This is a genomic window from Bacillota bacterium (assembly GCA_012839765.1).
GTDB lineage: Bacteria > Bacillota > Limnochordia > DUMW01 > DUMW01 > DUMW01.
The window spans coordinates 1-23,004 of record DUMW01000046.1 but is presented as its reverse complement, the minus strand read 5'-3'; the positions used below and the strand labels follow the sequence as shown (position 1 = coordinate 23,004).

Annotated in this window: 18 protein-coding genes; 6 read left to right on the top strand and 12 right to left on the bottom strand. The window is 54.1% G+C overall.

Annotated features, from left to right (window positions below):
- Positions 1–20 precede the first annotated feature (20 nt).
- From GXX57_04895 to GXX57_04880, 4 genes are all read right to left on the bottom strand, one after another.
- Positions 21–2,042 (bottom strand): hypothetical protein, encoded by a 2,022-nt coding sequence (locus GXX57_04895; GenBank protein ID HHV43984.1) that lies wholly within the window; start codon positions 2,040–2,042, stop codon positions 21–23.
- A 329-nt stretch (positions 2,043–2,371) separates the two neighbouring features.
- Positions 2,372–2,926 carry a hypothetical protein gene (locus tag GXX57_04890; GenBank protein HHV43983.1) on the bottom strand — a complete coding sequence of 185 codons (555 nt, stop codon included), beginning with the start codon at positions 2,924–2,926 and terminating at the stop codon, positions 2,372–2,374.
- A 39-nt stretch (positions 2,927–2,965) separates the two neighbouring features.
- The gene (locus tag GXX57_04885; protein HHV43982.1) at positions 2,966–6,001 is read right to left on the bottom strand and encodes a hypothetical protein; all 3,036 of its coding nucleotides are present in this window, start codon (positions 5,999–6,001) and stop codon (positions 2,966–2,968) included.
- Between the two features lie 220 nt (positions 6,002–6,221).
- The gene (locus tag GXX57_04880) at positions 6,222–7,214 is read right to left on the bottom strand and encodes a fructose-bisphosphatase class II family protein (protein ID HHV43981.1); all 993 of its coding nucleotides are present in this window, start codon (positions 7,212–7,214) and stop codon (positions 6,222–6,224) included.
- Positions 7,215–7,879: 665 nt separating this feature from the next.
- Between GXX57_04880 and GXX57_04875 the strand changes: the two genes are divergently transcribed.
- Complete coding sequence (locus GXX57_04875; GenBank protein HHV43980.1) at positions 7,880–8,890, top strand: hypothetical protein; 1,011 nt, start codon at positions 7,880–7,882, stop codon at positions 8,888–8,890.
- A gap of 49 nt (positions 8,891–8,939) precedes the next feature.
- Here the strand turns inward: GXX57_04875 and GXX57_04870 are convergent, their stop codons facing one another.
- The 3 genes from GXX57_04870 to GXX57_04860 all read right to left on the bottom strand — a co-directional run bounded on the left by GXX57_04870 (position 8,940) and on the right by GXX57_04860 (position 13,333).
- Complete coding sequence (locus GXX57_04870; protein HHV43979.1) at positions 8,940–11,426, bottom strand: FtsX-like permease family protein; 2,487 nt, start codon at positions 11,424–11,426, stop codon at positions 8,940–8,942.
- On the bottom strand, positions 11,427–12,128 hold the full coding sequence (locus GXX57_04865; GenBank protein HHV43978.1) for an ABC transporter ATP-binding protein: 702 nt from the start codon (positions 12,126–12,128) through the stop codon (positions 11,427–11,429).
- 215 nt (positions 12,129–12,343) lie between these two features.
- A complete protein-coding gene (locus GXX57_04860) occupies positions 12,344–13,333 on the bottom strand; it encodes a Gfo/Idh/MocA family oxidoreductase (protein ID HHV43977.1) in 990 nt (329 codons plus the stop codon).
- 768 nt (positions 13,334–14,101) lie between these two features.
- Here GXX57_04860 and GXX57_04855 point away from each other — a divergent pair.
- On the top strand, positions 14,102–14,680 hold the full coding sequence (locus GXX57_04855; protein ID HHV43976.1) for a nitroreductase family protein: 579 nt from the start codon (positions 14,102–14,104) through the stop codon (positions 14,678–14,680).
- 125 nt (positions 14,681–14,805) lie between these two features.
- Complete coding sequence (locus GXX57_04850; protein ID HHV43975.1) at positions 14,806–16,104, top strand: citrate synthase/methylcitrate synthase; 1,299 nt, start codon at positions 14,806–14,808, stop codon at positions 16,102–16,104.
- Between the two features lie 37 nt (positions 16,105–16,141).
- On the opposite strand, the gene GXX57_04845 is transcribed toward GXX57_04850, so the two are convergent.
- On the bottom strand, positions 16,142–17,200 hold the full coding sequence (locus tag GXX57_04845) for a class I mannose-6-phosphate isomerase (protein ID HHV43974.1): 1,059 nt from the start codon (positions 17,198–17,200) through the stop codon (positions 16,142–16,144).
- A gap of 183 nt (positions 17,201–17,383) precedes the next feature.
- On the opposite strand from GXX57_04845, the gene GXX57_04840 reads away from it, so the two are divergent.
- Genes GXX57_04840 through GXX57_04830 form a run of 3 tightly spaced genes read left to right on the top strand, consistent with a single transcriptional unit; the run spans position 17,384 to position 19,967 of the window.
- Positions 17,384–18,274, top strand: coding sequence for a hypothetical protein (locus tag GXX57_04840; GenBank protein ID HHV43973.1), 891 nt, complete (start codon positions 17,384–17,386; stop codon positions 18,272–18,274).
- 17 nt (positions 18,275–18,291) lie between these two features.
- On the top strand, positions 18,292–18,972 hold the full coding sequence (locus GXX57_04835) for a TIGR00266 family protein (GenBank protein HHV43972.1): 681 nt from the start codon (positions 18,292–18,294) through the stop codon (positions 18,970–18,972).
- Positions 18,973–18,995: 23 nt separating this feature from the next.
- Positions 18,996–19,967 (top strand): Gfo/Idh/MocA family oxidoreductase, encoded by a 972-nt coding sequence (locus GXX57_04830; protein HHV43971.1) that lies wholly within the window; start codon positions 18,996–18,998, stop codon positions 19,965–19,967.
- A gap of 19 nt (positions 19,968–19,986) precedes the next feature.
- On the opposite strand, the gene GXX57_04825 is transcribed toward GXX57_04830, so the two are convergent.
- Genes GXX57_04825 through GXX57_04810 form a run of 4 tightly spaced genes read right to left on the bottom strand, consistent with a single transcriptional unit; the run spans position 19,987 to position 22,822 of the window.
- On the bottom strand, positions 19,987–20,409 hold the full coding sequence (locus GXX57_04825) for a transcriptional repressor (GenBank protein HHV43970.1): 423 nt from the start codon (positions 20,407–20,409) through the stop codon (positions 19,987–19,989).
- Positions 20,410–20,421: 12 nt separating this feature from the next.
- Positions 20,422–21,237, bottom strand: coding sequence for a metal ABC transporter permease (locus GXX57_04820; GenBank protein ID HHV43969.1), 816 nt, complete (start codon positions 21,235–21,237; stop codon positions 20,422–20,424).
- On the bottom strand, positions 21,234–21,962 hold the full coding sequence (locus GXX57_04815; protein HHV43968.1) for a metal ABC transporter ATP-binding protein: 729 nt from the start codon (positions 21,960–21,962) through the stop codon (positions 21,234–21,236). Before GXX57_04815 ends, GXX57_04820 begins: the two co-directional genes overlap by 4 nt.
- A 2-nt stretch (positions 21,963–21,964) precedes the next feature.
- Positions 21,965–22,822 carry a zinc ABC transporter substrate-binding protein gene (locus GXX57_04810; GenBank protein ID HHV43967.1) on the bottom strand — a complete coding sequence of 286 codons (858 nt, stop codon included), beginning with the start codon at positions 22,820–22,822 and terminating at the stop codon, positions 21,965–21,967.
- Positions 22,823–23,004 lie beyond the last annotated feature (182 nt).

Below are 23,004 nucleotides of genomic sequence, written 5' to 3'. Positions count from 1 at the left end.
TGAACTTCGTGGATATCTGCTTATCGGATCGAAATCTCGATAATGACCTCCTTGATGAAATCCACCATCTGGTTGATTAGTCCAAACACCAGGGCTGCGCCACCCACGAAGAAAGCCATACAAATAATGGACATGATGGAAATACCGATGGTGCGTTTCCAATTGTAGTTGTGCATGACCCTTACCATGTTTAGGAACATCATAACCATGGCAAAGTTCATGATAGAAAGAATCGAAGCGTACAGCCCTGCCTCATGGGCACAGCAGATATGGCTGAAAATGGTCAACAGAGGTACTACGATTATATAAGGAACAATACATATCGATGAACCGATAAACACGTCTTTTAGAGATGCTTCACTACCAGCAATGGCGGTAACGGCCCAGTTGGCAAACACCCACACTCCGAAGGGCAGAAGCATCCTACCCAATTCCACCAGTTCATGCACTTTAGCCGGATCCACCGATTGAAGTGGGAAGTGGGTGAACTTCAACGTAAAGAAGCGTGCGGCAAGGAACAAGAACAGTAAGATCAAGCTCGCCGTTAGACTAACCTCTTGCTTTGCACGCAGGAAGCCCTCACCGGGATGGAACATACACATGTAAATCAGCTTGATCGCTCGACCAAACTTGCCTGTCTCTTCGTCGGGCTTCGACAACAACCAGCGCATAGCCCGCACAAGCAATGACACTAGGATAAAGAGAACGATGACTCCGATGATAAGCCAGCCGAAGTTCTCCCGTAGCAAGATAAGCCGTTTCTCAGAGAAGGACTTACTGTATCCTGCCTTATCATTACCAAGCTCATAGTATTTCATAGCCAGGTCGTAGTTCTCCTGACGATGATACACCTTACCCATACCAACGTAACCCATGGTATAGTTGCTGTTCAGTTCGATTACCTGCTGCCAGGGAATCGCCGCCTCTTCATAGCGGCCTTCGTAATACAACTGAGTTGCCAAATGTACAAGATTCGCAAACTCCGTAGGTCTGAAGATCTGGATACGGGCCCGATCTTTGTCAAGGATATATAGGAGTCCGTTGGAGTCCACGTCGATACTGGCGGCATTACTTACAAAGCCCTTGCCTTCGCCCTTGTTACCGAAGACCAGCAGCAAATTCCCATCCTGGTCGTACTGGTAGACCTTACTGGACGAAGAGTCCAAAGCAGAGATTACGCCATACTGGTTCACTGTCAGATCGATGAACCGCGGCATCACCCACTGCCAGCCCTGTCGGACCCTTTCTCCATAAAAGCCGGCGGGATAAACGTTCACCCCTACAGGACTTAACCGCTTGATTTGATTGGTGGTCTCATAGATGGTAGTGGTGTAGAAGAAGCCGTCATCCCGCAAGAAAATATTGGAGTGGGGCGGTGGCAGGTCACGGGCAAACCTCTCTTTTTGCGCTTCGGTAGCAAAGAGCCGGATCAATAGACGTCTCAAGCTCCACCCCACAGGGTTATGGGCAAAGAATTCTACGAAATTGCCTTGCTGGTCGAGAACGACAATGCCTCGGTAGTCGTTGCTGTTGATCACGTAGACTTTGCCCGTACTATCCACGGTCAGCTTGGTCGGACGATACTGAAAATCCTCACCGAGGAGTTCGTGCTGCGGCCGACCCAAGACTAAGGTAACCTCTCCTTCGGGATTGAACCTTACAACGCGGGCATTCTGGGTATCAGCTACCCAGACGTTGCCTTCTTCATCCACATGGACGCCCTCAGGTCTGTTCAGCCGACCTTCACCGAAGGACTGGCCATAGGTCGCCAGGACATTGCCCTGGAGATCCAGTTTGACAATCCTATTATTCAAGGTGTCAACGACATAGATATTATCATGCTTGTCGATGAACAGGTCCACCGGATTGTCAAGGCCTACATCCCGGATCTCCCGCTCATAGACATAACCTAAGGGAGAGGGCACGCGGATATTCGGCGATTCCGGATCTAAGACGTAGCCGATCTGAAACGCTGCTCCCATCGCCGTAAAACAGCCGATTGTAATGAGCACCGTCATTAAGACATAACCTAGCTTTCTCATCCTTCGACACCTCTTCATTTTCTTATCTGGCAATCGATCCATTGCCCGCGCAAATAAGGAGGTCTAAGTAACCACTTGGAATTAGCGACTCCAACCTCTACTACCACCCATGACATCCTTGACCAAATCTGGTTCCAGGACACAAAACCTTTATAAGTTTCTTTGAGTTATTCGTCGCGTCCTGCATCAAATCCTTCCTTCTGCATCAAAAAATGCAGCATCTACAGGTTTTCCCATCATTTCGGACGACGCGGGCTTGATACAACGTTTTAACAGACGTCTTTTCACCCCTTCCCTCGGAGCAACGGATTACCAGGGAATCCGCCTGATTACAGGCGCGGGCGGCAAAGAATCTCTTTGACCTTGGTCTCGAATACGGCAGTAGAATGGGCAGGCCTGACCACGCAAGCCGTGTCGGCACCCCTACTTTTGCCTGCCACGGCAATCACATCCTCCCCATAGGGCACAAGACCCGCGTCAAGGGCCATCATGCTAACCTCCACACAAACCTTTACACCCTGCCCAAACATTCGCAAAGTATTGGCGATAATCTCCGGCGGATAAAGTCCGCCAAATTCATAGCGAAGACCCCGGTTAATCCCTGCCAGCAGGTGGGTGGTGGTAAGCAACTTCACCCCTTTACTAGCCAATTCCTCCCGTACCTCCGCCGACATCTCGTCCACCCCAGGGCCGCGGAAACCCACGTGGTGGGTAACGCAGACGATATTCAGATTATCAACGTCGAAATCTGCCAAGAGTTGACGGATGGTATTGCCCTCATTCGAGGCTACCACCAGATGCCGGATGTTGCGGGCAACTGCCTCCCTGCAAGCTATTTCCAGTGTGGCTTGTGTGTTCTCCGGTCCCGGATTATCCCAAAACATGCCAACCCCTCCTTACTCTAGACATTTCGCGATAGACTGCTATGCCAATTCCAAGCGCACCCGTCCAAGCCCCACCGGCGTAAATTTGTACTCGTCGGTCCAGTTCCTACGATCCACAAAGGTACCAGGGCCAACAGATTTCAGCTCGACCCCAACATGATGATGGGGACCCAGGAGATTCCGTAGGTTGTTCGTCACGATGACTTCAATCCGATTGGTCCCGGCCCGCAGGGTTTGACCCAAATCAAAGCTCCGGGGACCGAATATGAGTTTCCCCAGATGCTCACCGTTAACCACTAGCTCTGCGACCGTGGCGGCAAACCCATCAAAGACTAGACGGGCTCGCCGGGGCACTTGGGCAAGTTCCACCGTTGTACTCAGCCGAACCTTCCCAGCGTAGAAGGGATAACCCTGCTTCGTAATATCCATCGGCTGCAAACCTTGGGGCTCCTTCACAATCACGAACCGCCCTTCCCGCTGCTTTAGGGCGAAATCACCAATCACAAAGACTGCGTCGATCTCCGTAGATGGCACCCTGGAGGGACGGGAAGGATCTAAAGGCTCAGGGATGTAACCGGAATGCCAGTTGAAATACAGCTCGTTCAGACCTTCGGGATCCCGGTACACCCCATAGTACTCCAATACATTCTCACCCTCCTGCACTAGATAGGTCACATCTTTCTTGCGGAGGGATGGATCCAGCCAATACCCGTCATCGTTGGTGAAAACTCGCCGCCCGTTCAGGAACACACTATACGCGCTGGGGCTCTCCATGGCCAAAGCCACCCTGGATGGCAATTGTTCCACCTGGAACACCTGACGGATGCCGAATGGAAATTCTCCCTGAGTCTTACCCAGCTGGTACAATTCCCCAAGGGCAAAGAGAACAAACATCGGCTCGCTCCACTGGCCGTTACCAACCCGGTACTGGCAGAAGTCCAGGCACAGGGCGTTGGGAGCCAGGCGCTCAAAGGACCATGGTTCATCGAGCTCCAATACCCTGCGGGGAATGAACTCCTTGCGAGTTCGATAGACGAACCCATAGCGTTGGGGCTCGGCAGTAGCCAAGAGCAAAAGGGAACCCGCCGGGGCAAAGTTCCAGATAAAGCTCTCGGTCACGGAATTGTCATTGTCCAACTGATACAGCTGCCCCGACTCACTGTCCAGACGCAACAGATGTTTCTTACCAGGCAGCTGCAAATGGACTGGTCCACCCTGGTCCCGACTGGTATTGGCAAAGAACCAGATCTCGTCGCCATTGTCCAGACGACGGTGCTGGTACCAGATGGCCTGGCGAAGTTCCTCCTTGGGAGCCTGCAATCGGACCCGTTCCTGCAAGTGACCTTCCAGCACTGCCGTCAATTGCTCCATGGCAATCCACTCTTGGTCCACCAACAGATCCGACGGTCGGCCGTCAACTAGACTTGGCACCTGATCCACGAAGAGCACAACGCCGCCCTCTTGGGCGAACCGGGTCAACAGTTCCAATGTACTGGAACGTATGGTCAGCATAGGCGGTGCCACCACCACACCGTAATCCTGCATACCTACTTGGAAGCGGCCATCGACTACCTTACCATACTTGGCGATGAGCCCCTCATCCCCTAGATCAAAATCGATCTGTTGACGGAGAAGCTGCTCGATAATCTCCACAAAGTCCTTGTAATATTCCTCGACCCGCTGGCCTGCCCCCGGCGTATAAAGCGTCCACGCAGTCTCAATGGGGTGCAGCAGCAGCACCTCCGTTACCCGCCGACCACAGGATAACACATAGGAAGTTCGCGACAGATAATCGGATAGACCTCGCATATCGGGCCAGTATGGCTGCTGGAAGAAAATGTTCGGCGGATAATCCCGTTTGCGACAACCCCGGAAACTGTACAGGGACAAATGGGGGTTCACCAGGTTGATACCATGGACAAAGTGCCAGTCCGCGATCCATTTCATGTCTTCCATGGACATATTCTGGCCGCTAACCCCAAACATCTCAGAAAGCACCCGTTTTTTGCCCAACTGGTGCGCCACACTGCTACATTGCTTGGCCGTAATATCATTGTTGATGTTGCGCGCCAGATGGTCAATGCCCGGAACATGCATATACTCGTAATGGGGCATGGCACTGCAGATCCATTCCATCTGACTGACAAAGGTCTCTTCCGCCATATAATGGCCGGTCAGTTTCAACTTATGAGTCTCGCACCACTGATAGACCCGTTTGGAGAAATTCTCCACGAAACACTCGGTCAGCAACTTCCAAAAATCGTAGCGGATTCTCTGGTAGTCACCTAAATCGAAAAACAGGGACAAGAAATGATCAGTAAGATCATATCCATATTTCTCCTGAAACCACTGGGGAAAGGCGGGAGTCCACTGATAGCTCTGGCGCGGCGCATGATTCCGATAGTGACAGGCCGGCTCGTCCGTAAAAAAGCCGGGAACCGCCCCACCAAAGTCCTCTTGTAGATACTGCTTATAACGCTCATATGTAGACTCCAAAAAGGCATCAGTAACGACTGGATCCAACAAATCGGGGTAACAATAACCGTTGAACCAACGGTGACCGATGGGACAAGTCCGCTGATATACATACAGCACTGTAAATCCATCAGCCTTGGCTACATCCGCCTCTTCCAAGGAAATCTCCTCAATGTTCCGAGGCTGATCCCCATCCAAGGTACACCGGTACACCCGGTAAATCTCCACCAAGTCCTCAGGGTCAGCAATCTCATCAATGGCCAAGACCAGATTCTTCATCCGATACCGCTCACCTAGGGCAGGTACCGCTCCCCCACCAAATCCACTGGGCCAACGATCTTCATCGTAAAGCCAAGCACTCATTCCCCGCTTTTTGGCTTCTTCCACGCAGACCTTGACCAGATGCATCCATTCCTCCGTCAGGTACGGAGTGCGCAGTCCAATGCGGGAGTGCATGAAAAACCCACCCCACCCCTGCTCGTCCATCATGGCAATCTGTCGGATCAGCTCTTCCTCCTGTAGATCATCGTTCCAGGACCAAAAGGGCACCGGCCTGAACTCCTTCGGTGGCACAGCAAAATCTTTCACCTGAAAACCCATACTCCTTGGTGAGGCAGAGCTACCCTGGTCTTTCCAGAAGCTCTGCCGCCCTCGCTCCTTTCGTGGCTTATTGGACTTCGTTCTTTTTCCCATACCTGATCACAGCATAAACCGGCAAGGAATTACCGAAGACATGACAGTGAATCCCTCGCCCCCTGTGCCAGGATCAACTCGCCCGTTTATAGCACATCGGTTTTCTCTTGCTATTGGTATATTCGTGCTAAAGTGAGACTTCCCTGCCTGTTCTTTGGGACCGAAGGGTTTTCCTGCGCAGGTTGTGGCTAGTCTCGATCACCCGCAGGGTACCGGTCTTGGCCCGCAACACGATGGAATGGGTCACCGCCCGAGCGCCGTAATAGCGCACCCCATGAAGAATATCCCCATCGGTAATACCGGTGGCACAAAACACCAGATCCTCCCCACAAATCAACTGTTCGGTGGTAAGCACCGGAAGCCGGGCTCCGGTCCAGGGGACCTCCTCCTCGGCCAACGGCCAGGGTTGCACCTGGATTTCCCCCTCCAGACATTTCAAAGCCGCCGCGGTAACCACCGCCTCCATGGCCCCACCGATCCCGTAAAGGGCATCGACACCGGTGTATTCCAAGGCCGCAGCCAATCCTGCGGCCACATCACCGTCGGAAATGAGTTTGATCCGGACACCGGTTTGGAGTACCTCGTTGATTAACGGTTGGTTTCGGGGACGATCCAGCACTGCCACAGTCAAATGCTTCAGTTTTCGGCGCAACACCCGGGCAATGATTCGCAAATTGTCACGGATAGACAAAGACAAATCAATATGTCCCCGGGCCTTGGGACCCACAGCAAGCTTCAGCACATATTTAGTTGGAATATTGTGAAAACTACCCCGCCGGGCCACCACTAAAACCGAGAGGGCGTTAGGCAAACCCAAAGCCACTAGCCGACTGCCATCGATGGGAAGAGGCACCACGTCCAACTTGGGCCCCACTCCCCTACCCACGGCAGTACCGTAATCCAGCAAAGGAGCAAACTCCGGTTTGCCCTGGGGATGCTTGATCACGCCATCAATATTTACCAGCGAGAACATCCCCAGCATCCCATCAACAGCCGCCCTCGCCGCCGCTTCCGCGGTTCCTTTACCCATAAAGGAGGCGGCCCGGAGGGCTGCCGCCTCAGTAACCCGTACGAAGTCCATCAACAGTTCCCGCTCTACAGCAGTACCTGTTTCCAGCATGCCGAACCCCTTTCCCCATGAACGCTACAGGCACATCAAACAGCAGGCAAGTCCATTCAATCCTTCGTACAAATGCACTACCAAGCGTTGACAAACGGGACAGCGATAAAGTCCAAATCGGTCGGAACAATGCTCGCAAACAGCAACGGTGTCCCGACCATCACTAACTAGATTAAGAGTACTGTTGGAATAAATATGGCCGCAGACCATACAAGGACGCTCCTGAATGACCTTCTTCAGACCCAGATTGACCGTAGAGTGTTCCCTCGGAGAAGCAGGCATACTATCCCTCCAAAATAATATGTACTGGTGAAGTCCGCCCACGCTAACCGAGGTTGCGTGCCGTCAAAGCACTCTCGAAAAGTGCCGGAGGGACCGAGCGAGGACTCACAGATTCATTGTATGTAAATAAAGCTTGTCCTGTCAATTTATCGTGAAAGGACAGAGCTTTTATGTACAATATTCGATTTATCCGTTAAACAATCCCTATGCTCTTCCCCATCTTCTCGGCAAAGCCCCCGTCAGCAAAGGATAAACCTAGACTTCGATACAGATAGATAATACAAAACGAATCACCTAGGACGCAGGGATCTTCATTCTTGTATCTAAATAGATACACATCACCCAAGGGTTACCAATAAGAAAAGAAGTGAGGCAGGAACACTATGAGTGAAATACGATGGTTCGATGTGGAAAGTTGGGGCGTGGAAGGCAAGGGCTGGCAAGATACCAAGGCCTATTATGACCGGTTGCCCGCCAAGGCCGAGGGAGTGGTCCGGCAACCCGTATGGGAACTCAGTCGCCATTCAGCAGGGATGGTGGTCCGGTTTCGCACCGATGCCACCACCGTCCGGGTCCGCTGGGGGTTAACATCCGCTAATTTGGCCTTAGCCCACATGCCAAGTACCGGAGTCAGTGGCGTCGATCTGTACGCGCGGGATCACGAGGGTAAGTGGCGTTGGGTAGGTGTGGGAATTCCCACGGGCCAAAATGCAGAAGCGGTCATCATCCAAGGCCTGGAACCGGTGTCCCGAGAGTTCATGCTCTACCTCCCCCTGTACAACGGCGTACACCGGGTGGAGATCGGGGTGAACGAAGAGGCTAGCTTCACGCCTTTAGCCCCTCGGGAGGACAAACCCATTGTCTTTTATGGAACCTCTATCACCCACGGGGCCTCCGCCTCCCGGCCCGGCATGCATCATGTGGGAATTCTGGGCCGCCGTCTGGACGTACCGGTAATCAACCTGGGGTTCTCGGGTAACGGCATCATGGAACCAGAAGTAGCTGCACTCCTTGCGGAGCTGGATCCGCGGGTCTACGTCATTGATTGTCTTCCGAACATGAGTGAACAGCTGGTCCGGGAACGGACAGTCCCTTTGGTACAGACCCTGCGGGCGGCCCGTCCCACCACACCCATCGTATTGGTGGAAGACCGGAGTCTCGCCAATAGCTACTTCCGTCCCGACGTACAACGGGCTCACCAAGGACGGCGGGCAGCCCTTAGGGCCGCCTTCGAACAACTCCAACAAGCAGGGATGCAGGACCTGTACTATGTCCCCGGGGAGGAACTCTTCGGCACCGACGGGGAAGGCACCGTGGACAGTTCCCATCCCACGGACCTAGGTTTTATGCGCATGGCCGCGGCCTTAGAACCAGTCCTGAAACCTCTTTTGTAATCGCGACCACACCCCAGGACAGAAGATCCTGTCCTGGGGTGTTCTTCTGCTATTCGTTCCTCAGGACTGTTAAAGGTTTTTCCCGCAGCACATCCACAATGGACAAGAAGCCGATGGCCGCAGCAAGCACGATCACGCCGCCCCCGACCCCAAAGGAGAACAACCCATCAAATCGGTAGTACCCCGAAAGCAACTTTGTCGTCAGCACCCAAGTCACCAAGTGGGCGGTACCGATACCAAGTAGGGCTGCCAGTAGACCCGTCAGTCCGCTTTCGGCCAAATACTGGAACAGAAGCGTGCGGGTGTCGCCACCGAGACAACGGATCACCGCGATCTCCCTTCGTCTTTCCATCTTATACAACAGTATCGAACCAGCCAGGATCACAAACCCCGTTACGATACTAAACAGTCCCAGAAACTGAACAAAAGTGGTAACGGCACTGAAGATCCGGTAGAAGATATCCAATAACTGCCCCACATCAAGGATCAGGGCTATCTTGGGAAAGGCAAACCGGAGGTCATTGACCACTTCCGCCGCCCCGTCGGGGCTACGGGCCATGAATAGGCTTTCCACCTCCGCATCGGTCTGCCCAATCAACGCCTTATTTACATAAGCCCCCTGTCCGAAGCTCACACCGATTCCCACACCCTCTGCAGACTCTTCCACACCCACCACCACACACCGCACCGTGGTGGTACCTAGTTCCAGGAGCAATTCATCCCCTAGTTCAATGCCGTATCTTTGGGCGATTTCCAGCCTTAGCACAACCTCCTCCACGGCGTCTTCTCCCAAATCCCTTCCGGCCACAATGTGGCGGGAAAAATAGGAATCCGCTGGATCTACCCCCAGAAGACTCAGGATGAATGACGATTGTACTGGCTCCACCCCTGTCGCAGCTTCCTTGCTTACCCGGGCCCGCGCCCGTACGGAGGCGATCTCCACATACTGCTCCACCCCGGGGTGTTCCTGGAGGAATTCCACAAGGCTATCGGTATCTTCCCCGGGGACCCCCGCGATGACAATATTGTACGCTCTGGCATCCTGGAGGGTCTCCTCCAAAAGACCAATGACATTCTGCTGGAGGAACAACACAACGGAAACGGCACCCAATCCGATGGTAAGCACACAAATGGAAGCCACCAAACGGCCTCCCTGGCTTTGCAAGCTGCTTTTCACCAGCAGCCCACTGCGTCCCCAAAAGATGGGCAGGGAAGCCACAAGCCTAATGAGCCCGCGAATCATCAGCCACAGGATCCCCGTCAGGATCAACATCGCAAAGACAAACCCCAGGCCCAGGCGCAGCGAGGAAACCAAATAGGAGACCACCAAACCAAAGAAGAAGGCCAATAGTAGTACTGTGCCTCCTTGTTGCCAGCGACTCCTCTTCCCATCGGAAAGCTGTTCCTCACCCTTCAAAATGGGCAAAGGACGGGCATAGGCTCCCCGTACCACCGGCAATAGGGAGAAAACCAAAGTAACCGACAAACCCAAGAGGGCGGACACGAATACCACCGGCAAGGTTACAGAGAATTCCGGCCGGATGGGCAGCACCCCCAAAAGATCAGGCAGCAATTGTACCACGATGGCACCGAGGAAAAGGCCAAGCCCTGTACCAATCAAGCCCAAAAGCAGAACCTGGGTGAGAAAGTAGGCGATCACCTGGCCGGTCCTCCCCCCCACGGACTTCATAATCGCCAACTCTGGCAGCCGTTGGCGCATCATAACCTGGGCAGCACTGGCGACACCCAATCCCCCAAGCAGGAGGGAAATCATAGCGACGACCAGAACAAAGCTGTTGACCCGAGTGGCCGCCTCCTCAAAGCGTGCAAAATAGTCTAGATAGGTCTGCACCCTACTATAGGGAAACACCTCTCTTAGCCAATTGGCCACCGCCTCCAGATCGGCGTCCGATTCCAGTTTGAATAACAGGCGCATGGGCTGCTCCTGATCCACAAGGGTCTCCCTTTCTAGGGGCACCAAGACTGTACCGAACAGCCCCGCGCCCTGCGGATTGGGCTGTTCCAAGAGGATATCACCAACGGTATAAACCCTCTGGCCCAACCAGATCTGATCCCCGACGTCCGCATTCAACGCAGCTTGGGTGGCCTGGCAGATCACCGCTTTACCGTCTCTAAGGGCCGCCGCCAAACCGGAGTGGTATTGTAGGACCAGCTCACCATACAGGGGATAGACTTCCGGGTCTACCCCTTGGATCTCCACCAGCATGGTCTTCCGTTTCTCCGGATGAAAGGCCACCTGGTTGTCTGTGGTGACGATGGTGTACGTAAGGCCTTCCGCTCCGGCCAGCTGTTGCAGCTGTTCGGTAGACAACCGGCGGGTGGTAACCACCAGATCGCCTCCGGTGATCATCTGCCCATTGCTCCGATAGTACTCAATAATCGAACGGCCAAAGATCTGCACCGCAGCCACCGAGGAGACTCCAACGGCCACACAAAGGATCACCACCAGGGCTCTTTGCTTCTGGTAGAAAAACTCCTTGGGAAATTTCCGCAAGGCGTAGAGGATCAGCGTCACTTAAGCTACCTCCTTAACCAGGACACCATCTTCGATCCGCAGGATGTAATCGGCCCGTTCGGCTAGGTTCAGATCATGGGTGACCACCACCAAAGTACGTCCTGCCTCCCGGCAACTGTCAAACAACAGGTCTGCAACTTGTTGGCTGGACTTGCGATCAAGATTACCCGTGGGCTCGTCGGCCAAGATGATGGGCGGGTCACAGGCCAGGGCCCGAGCGAGGGCCACCCGCTGCTGTTCTCCTCCGGACATCTGTCCCGGCAGATGGTCCTTGCGGGCCCCAAGGCCCACCGCCTCCAGAAGCTCCCGCACCCGGCGATCCCTGTGCTTCAATTTGTTGTTCAAAATCAGGGCCAATTCAATATTCTCGTACGCGCTAAGACGCGGGATCAGGTTGTAGTTTTGAAACACAACCCCGAGGAACTGACCCCGGATCGTAGCCAGTTTTTTCTCCGGAAGCTTCGTAATCCTGATATCCCCCAGCCAGACTTCTCCGCCGGTGGGTCGATCAAGACCGGCCATGATGCCCAGAAGTGTACTTTTTCCACTGCCCGAAGGACCAACAATGGCAACCACCTCTCCACTGCTGATTTCCCAATTCACGTCCTTCAGGATGGTAATGGTCTCATCGCCCATGGTGAAGTCCTTGCGGACCTTTTCGAGCCTGATTCTTCCCCGTTCCACTTTCTTTGGCCTCCTCATCCACCGCCCTCTCTCCCAAGGAAGGCAAGGGTGTAGGTACAGCTGCTCAATCGCTGTCTTGCTCAGCCACACCTACACTAGAGTCTTCCCTTACACGATAGGTCTGTTCCGGAAAAAGCGAATGACCCTTTACAAAAAGCAGGTTGGCTGAAGGAAAAAAGGCGGGATCGTACAACACAGACCATCAAGTAAGGGGACCGAAGTCCCCTTACCGATTATTTGCTTAAGTAATCCAAACCCTTCTGCAACATAGCTTGGGACATGAGCCCCACCTCGGCACTACACATCCCGTCCACCGGTGTTCCTTCGTCAAGACAGGTGAGGAAATACTCCACCGCTTTGGCCCTGCCCGGAGGCAAGGGTTCGGGATCAATAATCTCCGGTGTCTTCGCCCCTGGTTTGTACCAGTGGATCTTATCCCCCACCACCTTCAAAGTACCCTCACTACCGTAAAATACGGGGTTTTCCTTCGGCACGGGACCGATCTGGGTCCAGGTTCCTTCACAAAGGCCGATGGCTTTGGGATACTTTAGGATTAAGATACCATTGTCGTCCGTTTCAATGTAATCTTTAGCCAACCGACCCGCCACCGCCAGGCATTCCGGGGCTTCGCCCAAGACCCAAGCGCAGATAGCGGCACCATAACCACAAAAGTCCATGTAGGCACCGGCACCGTTTTTCTCCGGGTCGTAGAGCCAGTTGTAAAAGGCGGGAGAACAACCGATCTCCTTGGGCCCCGCATGACCCACGCGGAAGGAGATCTGCACCACCTGTCCGATCTTTTGAGCCTTCGCCATTTCCATGGCCCGGTGAATTGCGGGAACCCAGTTGGTCCACCAGTTGACCATCAGCTGCACCGAAGCCTGCTTGCAAGCATCATACATTCGCTGGGCCTGCTCATAGGTAGCCGCCATGGGTTTTTCCAAGATGCAATGGATCCCCCGAGCGGCAGCGGCTTCCACCACCTCGGTGGCCGCGTTGTTTTCATTGCCCAGCTGGAGGATATCCAACTCTTCCTTTTCCAACATTTCCTGCCAGGAAGTATAGTGTTTTGTGAGTCCGTAGGCAGTAGCCTGCTGCAGCAGCTGCGGATCCGCCTCGGCCACCGCTACCAGTTCCGCTCTGGGATCCGCATTCCATTCCTTAAGTAGTCCCCAGATATGTCCGTGCACCAGACCAACAACACCAACTCTGTACTTGGACATCAACGTACCCTCCTTGTAAATATGTTGTGGACATGCCACAGAACCAAAGTCCGCTCCTTCGACAACCACGAAGTAATTCCACAGAAACATTCTATTGTTCTCGTAAACCCGCCGGTTTCCTTCGGATTTTTACAAGAGCATTGCGCCCAAAAAGAGAATAAGAACCTCAAACTAGAACCTTGGAACAAGGAATCCAAAAGACTCATCCTGGACTTGGAAACAAAGCCAAAAGGCGCCATCGGCCTATACTTTGGCGGGCTCGATCCGGCGGGGGAAAACTCAACCCATTCCTTATCCCGATGCCGGTGACATATTGCCAGACCTTAGGATTCAATGACAAACTGCAAAAAAGCGCCGCGGAGGCCATCGACTTCCCTGACAGTCTCCATACCCCACAGAACAAAGGAATCCTAGGGACACGTTCCCACAGGCAACGATAGGAACTCGCCAAAACCCCCATCGCAGGCCTTTGCGCCACTGGGTCTATTCCCTAGGAACCACCATCGGTGGCAAACCCCAATTTGCAGGGAAGCTCCACCCAATACTGTGGAATTACTATGTGGTTGTCAAAGGGCAACAGTCTGTTGAACCCGGGGCAGGTCCCATTGTTTCGCAATAGTTAGGTTCGTCAAAGACAAATGGTACTCCTTCCCTTGGCAGACCCACGAGGATTCCTCTGGAGGCGGAAAGACCTGGCTATCCTTGGCAGTGACCTTGGAAGTATGCTATCCTAAGACTGACCATAAACCTGGTAAGGGGTGAGTTTCCATGTTCATTGATTTAGTCCGCCGTAATCGGAGTTATCGTCGGTTCGATGAAAACATCAGTGTACCGAAAGAAGCCTTGGAACAGATGATCGAAGCAGCGCGACTATCCCCTTCCGCATCGAACAAACAACCCCTGAAGTATATCTGCTGCAACCAACGGGAGCTCAACAGACAGGTTTTCTCCACCCTGGCTTGGGCGGGGTATCTGACCCACTGGCCAGGGCCCGAAGAGGGCGAACGCCCCGCAGCATATATCGTCATCCTGGGGGATCAGGAGATCTCCACAGACTTCGGTTGTGATCACGGTATCGCGGCCCAGACCATCCTCCTGCAGGCCGTGGAGTTGGGCTATGGTGGCTGTATAATCGGGTCGGTAAAACGCGAGTCCCTCAGGACAATCCTAAATATCCCGGAACGCTACGCGATCTTGCTGGTGTTGGCCCTGGGCAAACCTGTGGAGCAGGTGACCATCACCACCGCCACCGACAGTATTAAGTACTGGCGGGATGAGAACCAAGTGCATCACGTGCCCAAACGGCCTTTAGAGGAGCTTATCCTGGCCAAGTTCGTGGAGGATTGATTAGGGAAAGCCTTCCCAAGCTCTGCAAGCTATGGTATAAATGATGGAAACGCAATGATGCGAAAGGAGGCCGATACCAAAGCATGACGATCATTAACAAGACGGCAAAACTCCTGAAGGACTCCATGAAGGACATCAAAGAACCGGATCTACACAAGGAAGCGGCGTTGCTGAGGTCGGTGGAGTGGCCCGTGACCTGTACCATCGACCGGGGTCTGGAGGGAGCCATCGCCTGTGAAACCAAAATCGGATATGTAAACGGCGCAGAGGGCCGGTTGGTTTATCGCGGCTACGACATCTTCGATCTTGCCGCCTATTCCACTTTTGAAGAAACCGCGTACTTAATCATTCACGGTAAGCTACCTAATGATGCGGAACTGGCGGCTTTCAAGGAAAAACTGGTAACCTATAGGGAACTACCTAGGACCATCCGGACCATCGGTAGCTTGCCGTTGGAGCAATACAGCCCCATGGCCGCCCTAAGCATCGGTATCGACGCCATGCGTACCATTCTGACCGGGGGCACCAGCCCCAAACGGCCCCGTACCCCGGTGGATACCGACGCGGATACGGTGGCAGAAATTGGCGCCAACGGAGAAGAGTTGGAGTACAAGGCCAAGGGTAACACCGAGGACAATCTGGAAATCGCCTACCGCCTGGTGGCGGGCCTGGGCACCATCACCGCCGCCATTGCCCGGATCCGTCAGGGGCGTTTGCCCATCGAGCCGGATCCTGAGTTAGGCTTCGCCGCCAATTTCCTATATATGACCACCGGACAGCGGCCTAGCAAGACTGCCGAGCGTTTGATGGACATTAGTCTCATCCTGCACATGGACCACGGCATGAACGCCTCCACCTTCGCCGCAATGCTGGTGGCCTCTACCCAGTCGGATCTCTTCCACTGTGTAGGGGCGGGGATCGGTGCTTTGAGCGGCCCCTTACATGGCGGTGCCAACGAAGCGGTGGTCCATATGCTAGAGGAGATCGGCGGGCCCGAAAACGTAGAGGACTGGTTCCGCAAAGCCCGGGCCGAAAAGCGGAAAATCATGGGCTTTGGCCATCGGGTTTACAAGACCTATGACCCCCGGGCCCGGGTGCTAAAACCCTTGGCAGAGTTGGTTACCAAGGACAATCCGGAAATCACCCGGCTTTACGAGACTGCCTTGAAACTGGAAGAGGTGGTAATCAAAGAACTAGGCCAAGAGAAAAAGATCTTCCCCAACGTAGACTACTATTCCGGTCTCATCTACAAGGGCCTTGGTTTCGAACCCTGCATGTTCACACCCATCTTCGCGGTCAGCCGGGTAGTAGGCTGGGTGGCCCGTTGTTTGGAGTATTTGGAGAACAATCGGATCTTCCGACCCCGAGCGGTATATTCCGGTCCTGTCGGCAACGAGTACATTCCCCTCGAGGAACGGGAATAAAATGGTCGGCCTTCTTGGCCGACCATTTAGATCATCACTAAAGCATGCTGGCATCAAGGCCTGCAATGGCCGAGAGTATTTCCTCCCGATTGAATCCTTCCGCCTGCAGAGGAGAAAGCACATCCTGCTTCAGTTCTGGAACATAAAAGCGCAGAAGCTTACCCTTACCCCCAAAGGTGTACTCATTCACCGCTGCGGGCACCAGGATCGTGGCTCCCCGATCCACGGGCAGCTGCCCCGCAGACCACATGAGCTCCAGGTTGCCCTCCAGAAGGAAATACAGAACAAAGCGACGCACCGGTTCGGTCCAGGATATCTGTCCCTCACAGGTGAGTTCTTCTACGGCAAAATAAGGATTTGCTCCCCGGATCTGCACCCGTCCGCCGGGCAGGCCATAGCCCAAGCCCGGACTGTCCAGCTTCGGACGCAGACCAAAATCGATGACATCTAGGGCCTTTTCTATATGCAACTCCCTGGGTTTGCCATTGGCATCCACCCGATCCCAATCGTACACCCGATAGGTAACATCGGAGCTTTGTTGGATTTCCGCCAAGGTTACGCCGGGACCCAAGGCATGTACCAGGCCTGGGGGAATGTCAAAGACGTCTCCCGGTTTTACCGACACCTTGCGCAGTGTCTCCGGTACTCTACCGCCGGCGATGGCTTGTCGGAACTCAAAGGAAGTGACCTCTGGTTTCAATCCGTAAACGATCCAGGCACCAGGCTCCGCATCCAAGACATACCAAAGTTCGTGTTTACCCAGGCTACCCTCTTCATGAATCTGGGCATAGTGATCTTGGGGATGCACTTGCACCGAAAGGGTATCCCGGGAAGAGATAAGCTTCAGCAGAAGGGGAAATTGCGCTTCCTGTGAACCCAGGAGTTCTTCAGGGAATTGGGCCACTAATCGGTCCAGGGACTCACCGCGCAAAGGACCATTGGCCACTAAGCTTGCCCCGTGCTCATGGGCAGAGATCTCCCAGCTTTCACCGATGCGGTCTCCGGGCACATCCGGCCGGTACTTGCGTAATCCCGTACCGCCCCAGAGCCGTTCTTGGTATACCGGCTGGAATGTGAAAGGATAAAGCTGTATCAATCGGATTACCTCCCTGAAGTGCCGCGATTGTCTAGATGTCATTATAGCCCATTGGGGAAAACAATAGAAGGATCTTTGCTTTAGAAGCGAATATATATAGTGTGGTACTAGTTGACGCCACCGGAAAGGCGGTGAGACGACTGTCCCCAGGAAACCTCCCGGGGGTTGGGTCGTCTAAGGATAATGAAAATCGGATTTCTCATCAACCCTTCCTCCGGCGGAGGACAGGGTCAAAGGATCTGGGAGAAGATCCGTCCCCTGCTCAAACGGGATCAGCTGAACTACTGTGCCTACAAAACCAGTCGTCCAGGCCAGGTTTCCCGGGTGTGTGCCCAATTGCTGCGGCAAAATGTTGATCGTCTGGCGATCATTGGCGGCGATGGAACCATCAACGAATCGGTCCAAGTCCTTATGACCCAGGACAAAGGAGTACCCATTGCCATCATCCCCGCCGGCACTGGCAACGATCTGGCCCGGACCATCGATGCCACCCTTCAGCCCCAAAGGGCATACCACAATCTACTGCATGGCACCATCACCTCGATGGATGTGATGGAAATCACCGTCACGGACCATGTTCAATACGCCCTAAACTACTTTGGCATCGGCTTAGATGCCTATGTGGCCAGGCTGGTTTATCACTCGCCGCGCCTGCGGAGATTAAGAAGGTTAGGATATCTCCACGCTATTTTGGACTGCTGGAGCTCTTTCGTACCCTTTGATCTGACGGTGGAAGCAGACGGTACCAAGATGGATTTGGAGGGCATCTGGCTCTTCGCCCTTAGTAACCTGCCCTTCTATGCCACCATGCCCGTAAATCCCCATGCAGATTACACCGACGGATCCTTGGAAGTAAACGTGATTCCCCACATGTCCAAACTTGATGTGGCGGCTTTGCTGCTGGAGGCTCGGGCCGGGATTCCGCCCAAGGGTCTGATCCAATCCCAGGCCAGGGAGGTGATCATCCACGGCCGTGGGCCCATCACCGCCCAAATTGACGGTAACCCGGTAGAGTTGCCCCGGACTATTGAGATCCGGAACCTAAAGCAGGCCCTACCGATAATCATGCCTTGAGCTCGGGAGGAATGGCTATGAAGTACGAAATCAGTGGGAAAGTAATGCAGGTGGTCACCCTCACCCTGAATCCCGGGGAGACCGTGGTCACCCAAGCCGGCGGAATGACCTGGATGACCGACAACTTCCACATGGAAACCAACATGGCTGGAGGGTTGTTGGGAGGCTTCAAACGGGCCCTTGCAGGTGAATCCATGTTCCTCACCCGGTACACCTGTTACCGTGATATGGGCCAAATTGCCTTTTCGGCGGGTTTTCCTGGGAACATCATTCCCCTTCACTTGGAACCCGGACAGCAGATGATCTGCCAGAAGGGAGCCTTTTTGTGCAGTGAAGAGTCGGTACAACTAGGCATCCACTTCCGCAAGAAACTGGCCCGGGGACTGTTCGGGGGAGAAGGTTTCATCCTCCAAAGTCTCACCGGACCCGGTTATGCCTTCTTGGAAATCGACGGTGAAGTGATCGAACGGAACCTGGGGCCCAACGAAATCATCAAGGTGGATACGGGACATGTGGCCATGTTCGAACCAACAGTCAGTTTCGATGTGGAACTGGTCAAGGGGTTCACCAACCTGCTTTTCGGCGGCGAATATTTCTTCGCGGTGCTGCGGGGCCCAGGACGCGTGTGGCTCCAGACCATGCCGGTGGTAAACCTGGTTCAGAAGATTCTCCCCTTCATCCCTGATCGGAGTAATTGAGCTTAGGAGGTTGCACAGTTAGAATGATCAAAATTGGTCTTATCGGGTCTTCGGGGCATTATGGGTATGCGCTGGATATCATCGCCCAGGATCCGCAATTACAATTGGTGGGATTTGCCAAGAGCCATCCAGCGGAAAGGATCCCCACCCATCGGGCCTTTCAGGAACATACACAGCTTTTTGCGTCTCCCGAGGAGCTGCTAGATCAAAACCTGGACCTGGTGATCGTAGACAGTGTCTATGGTTTCCACGGCAAGTTCTGCATCCAGGCCGCGGAGCGGAACCTACCCATCTACTGCGAAAAGCCCGTGGCCACAAACCTGGAGGAACTGGCGCAGTTGGAAAGACTGGTCATCGAACGTGGGTTGCCCTTCGGCTGCATGCTGGACACCCGAACCCATCCCTTGGTCCAGCGGGCAAAACAGCTGATCGAACAGGGAACCCTGGGGGAAATTGCTCTGGCCTTCGGACAAAAGTCCTACAAATTTGGCTCCCGCCCCCAATGGTTCAATGACCCGGCTTTATACGGAAGCAGCATCCTATGGGTGGCCATCCACGCCATCGACTGGACGAGGTTCCTCACGGGCAAGGAGTTCTGCCAGGTGGAGGCCCATACCCAACACCTGTTGCCCGAATATCCCAACCTGGACAGCGCTGGCACACTGCATTTCGCCTTTGCTGACGGGGGCAGTGCCATCATATCTTACGACTACCACCGCCACCCCAGGGCAAAAACCCATGGGGACGACCGGATCCGGATCGTAGGCACCAAAGGCACCCTGGAGGCCAGACTCGATGAAAACTATCTCGACATTAGCACAGACCTTACGTTGGAAGAAACGTCGAAGAAAGTCCCTTCCCTGTTCGCCCAGTTTATTAGTTATCTGAGGGGTGAGGGGGCTACACCCATTAAGGCTGAGGATATCTTCGCCACCACCCGTTGGGCCCTTTATGCCCAGCTTTCGGCGGAGCGCCGGGAACCTGTTTCTGACTGAGGCGGGAGCTTGGCTCCCGCTACCGGCATTCCTTACAGAACCCGTACACCTGGAAGGAATGGCCCGTGACGTAAAAGTCCCATTCCTCCTTCAACCTGGCCGCGAGCTCTTCCATGGGACAAAGATCCACCTGGCGAAGCTGGCCACAACGGACACAGACCAGATGATGATGGTGTTCCTGGCCGGTCTGGAGGGCGAATCTGGCCACCCGATCCCCCAGGTACCCCTGTTGCACAATTCCTAATTCACCTAACAACGCAAGGTTCCGGTAGACTGTATCCAAACTCACCTGGGGCAACTGCTGGCTCACCAGAGTTTGGACTTCTTGCGCGGTCAGAGGCCCCGGAGCCTGGCCCAACACTTTCAAGATCTCTTTACGCTGGTCGGTCAGCCGGTACCCCAAAGTCTTTAATCTTGCGTAGGTCTTTTCCAACGCATCCACAGACAAGCACCCCTACCTGCCGGTCCGGCCACTGAAGACCAAGGCCATCAACAACACTACACCGGCCACGATTCCAATGGCACCACCGGCTGCCAGATTGAAAGCAAAGGAAATATACAAACCACCAAAAACGGAAATGACACCAAAAAGGGCGCTAAGTACCAGGGCTTGGCGAAAACTCCTGGCCACCCTCACCGCAGCCCCCGCGGGCAGAACCAAGAGGGCAGAAACCAGAAAAACCCCCACTATTTTCAACGCGGCACCAGTCACCAAAGCTACAATGATACTGAAAGCCAGGTTCAATCCATCCACCGGGACCCCCGCCACCCGGGCCGACTCCTGGTGGAAGGCAATAGCGAAGAGGGAACGGTAGGTAAATAGGACGAAGGCAAGACTGCCCACGGTCAAAGCCACAATGAGCCACAATTCCGCGGTGGTGACGGTGAGAATGCTGCCAAAAAGATACCCCATCACATTGACACCGAAACCCTTGCCTAGCCCTACAAATACAATGCCCAAAGAAAGGGCTACCGCCAAAATCAGCGCGGTGCTAAGCTCTCCGAAAGTGGTATACACCCTGCCTAACCGTTCGATGCCGATGGCGGCCACACAGGCGGCCACTAGGGCCATCCCTAAGGGACTGACACCGAGCAACAAACCCAGAGCCACTCCAGTGAAGGCCACATGACCAATGGTGTTGCCCAAAAAGGGCATCCGGCGCAGGATCAAGAACACCCCCAACACCGGGTAGCTGATCCCCACCAGTATGCCAGCAAGAAGGGCCCTTTGCATAAAAGAGTAACTGAACATCTCAACCAATAAGCTCACAGGTTTCCGTCCTTTGCTGTAGGTTTACCAAGGCCGCTGAACAATGTGGCCACAAGATCCTCGGTAGAAAGCTCCGCGGTGGCACCATCATAAAGCACTCGCCGGTTCAGACACACCACCCGTTTAGCATAGCGGAGCAGTTGATTTAGATCATGGCCACTCATGAGGATGGTAATACCCCGCTTTTGGTTCAACCGGGCAAGGAGAGCCATCAGTTCCTCCTGTGCACCGAAGTCCACCCCGGTGGCAGGCTCATCAAGGATGAGCAACTGGGGATCCCGCACCAAAGTGCGGGCAATAAGGACCCGTTGCTTCTGTCCACCGGAAAGATGACCAATGGGCCGTTGGCGGAGGGGAAGTAAATGGAGTTCTTCCATCACCTGGGCGACAGCTTTCTCGTCTACAGACTTCTTCTGCACCAATCCACTGCGGATTACCTCTTCCACGGTGGCAGGAAACAAGGGATTAAAATGCACGGCATCTTGGGGTAAATAGCCCACATATTTCCCCCGACTCCTTTCCGGTGGCTGGGACAAAAGCCTCACCATCCCCGCCGTGGGCTTTAAAAGCCCCAAGATGATCTTGATCAACGTAGTCTTCCCGGAACCATTGGGTCCCACCAAGCCAACGAATTCCCCCCGTTGGACCTTTAAGCTCACCTCTTCCAACGAGCACAGACCGTTGTAAAAGTGGGTAACCCCTTGCAGCAACAGGACTTCGGACATGTCTATTTACCCCCGGAAAAACCCTTTAGCAGATTGGTGAGGTTATCCCGCATAATCGAAAGATAGGTTCGCTTGCCCAGCTCCGAGGGCATTACCGTACCCAAAGGATGCAATTCCAGGGGGGTAACACCCAGTTCCTGGGCCAAAAGCTCCACCGTCTTCCGCTCTCCCCACGGTTCGTAGAAAACGGCCTTGCATCGCAGCCTGCGAGCCTCGGTGACAATCTCCGCTAGTCTTTTGGCCGAAGGCTGCTCCTCCGCGGAAACACCCATTACCGCCAACTGTACCAGCCCATAGCGCCGGGCCAAATACCCAAAGGCCCCGTGGGACACTAAAAAGGCCTGGCCTTGCCAGGGTTTCAGGGCCTGGACATACTCCTGGTGGAGCCGTTCCAATTCCTGCACATAGCGATCCACCGCTTGCTGGTATCGCGTTCCATTGGCAGGGTCCGCACTGCTCAAAGCCTGCCCGATCCTCTTTACCATCTCCTTGGCGATCAAGGGATCCAGCCAAAGGTGATAGTCCACCTCGTTTCCCTTCTTTTCCGCCAAGCCCTCACCCAAACACACCACCCGCACCGGGTCGATTAGTTTCAAGGAACTCTCCAACCAATACTCCATCCCGAAACCTACGTAAAAAATGAGATCCAGTTCCTGCAAACGGATAATATCCCGGGGACCCAGCTCATAATGATGGGGATCGGTCCCGGGGGGTAGAATCAACTGGACGGAAGCAGGATCCATGATCTGGCAGAGAAAATCGTAAACGGGGAAAATGCTAGCCCCCACTTTTAACGGGCCAGCCAGACAAGGGGTCGATATGAACAAAGACACCACTACCGCCATCACAAGGGTTCTCATGGATGAACATCTCCTTCTCTTAGGATTCGTCACTTATGGATATGACAGAACCCTGGCGAATAAACCGTTGGCTAAATAGGAATATTCCTATCTACAGTGTACAAGTCTGCCCCGGGATGTCAAGATTTATGCAAAACCTCCTTGTTCGGGAAGGCTTAAGAGCATGGAGCTTAGTACCAAAG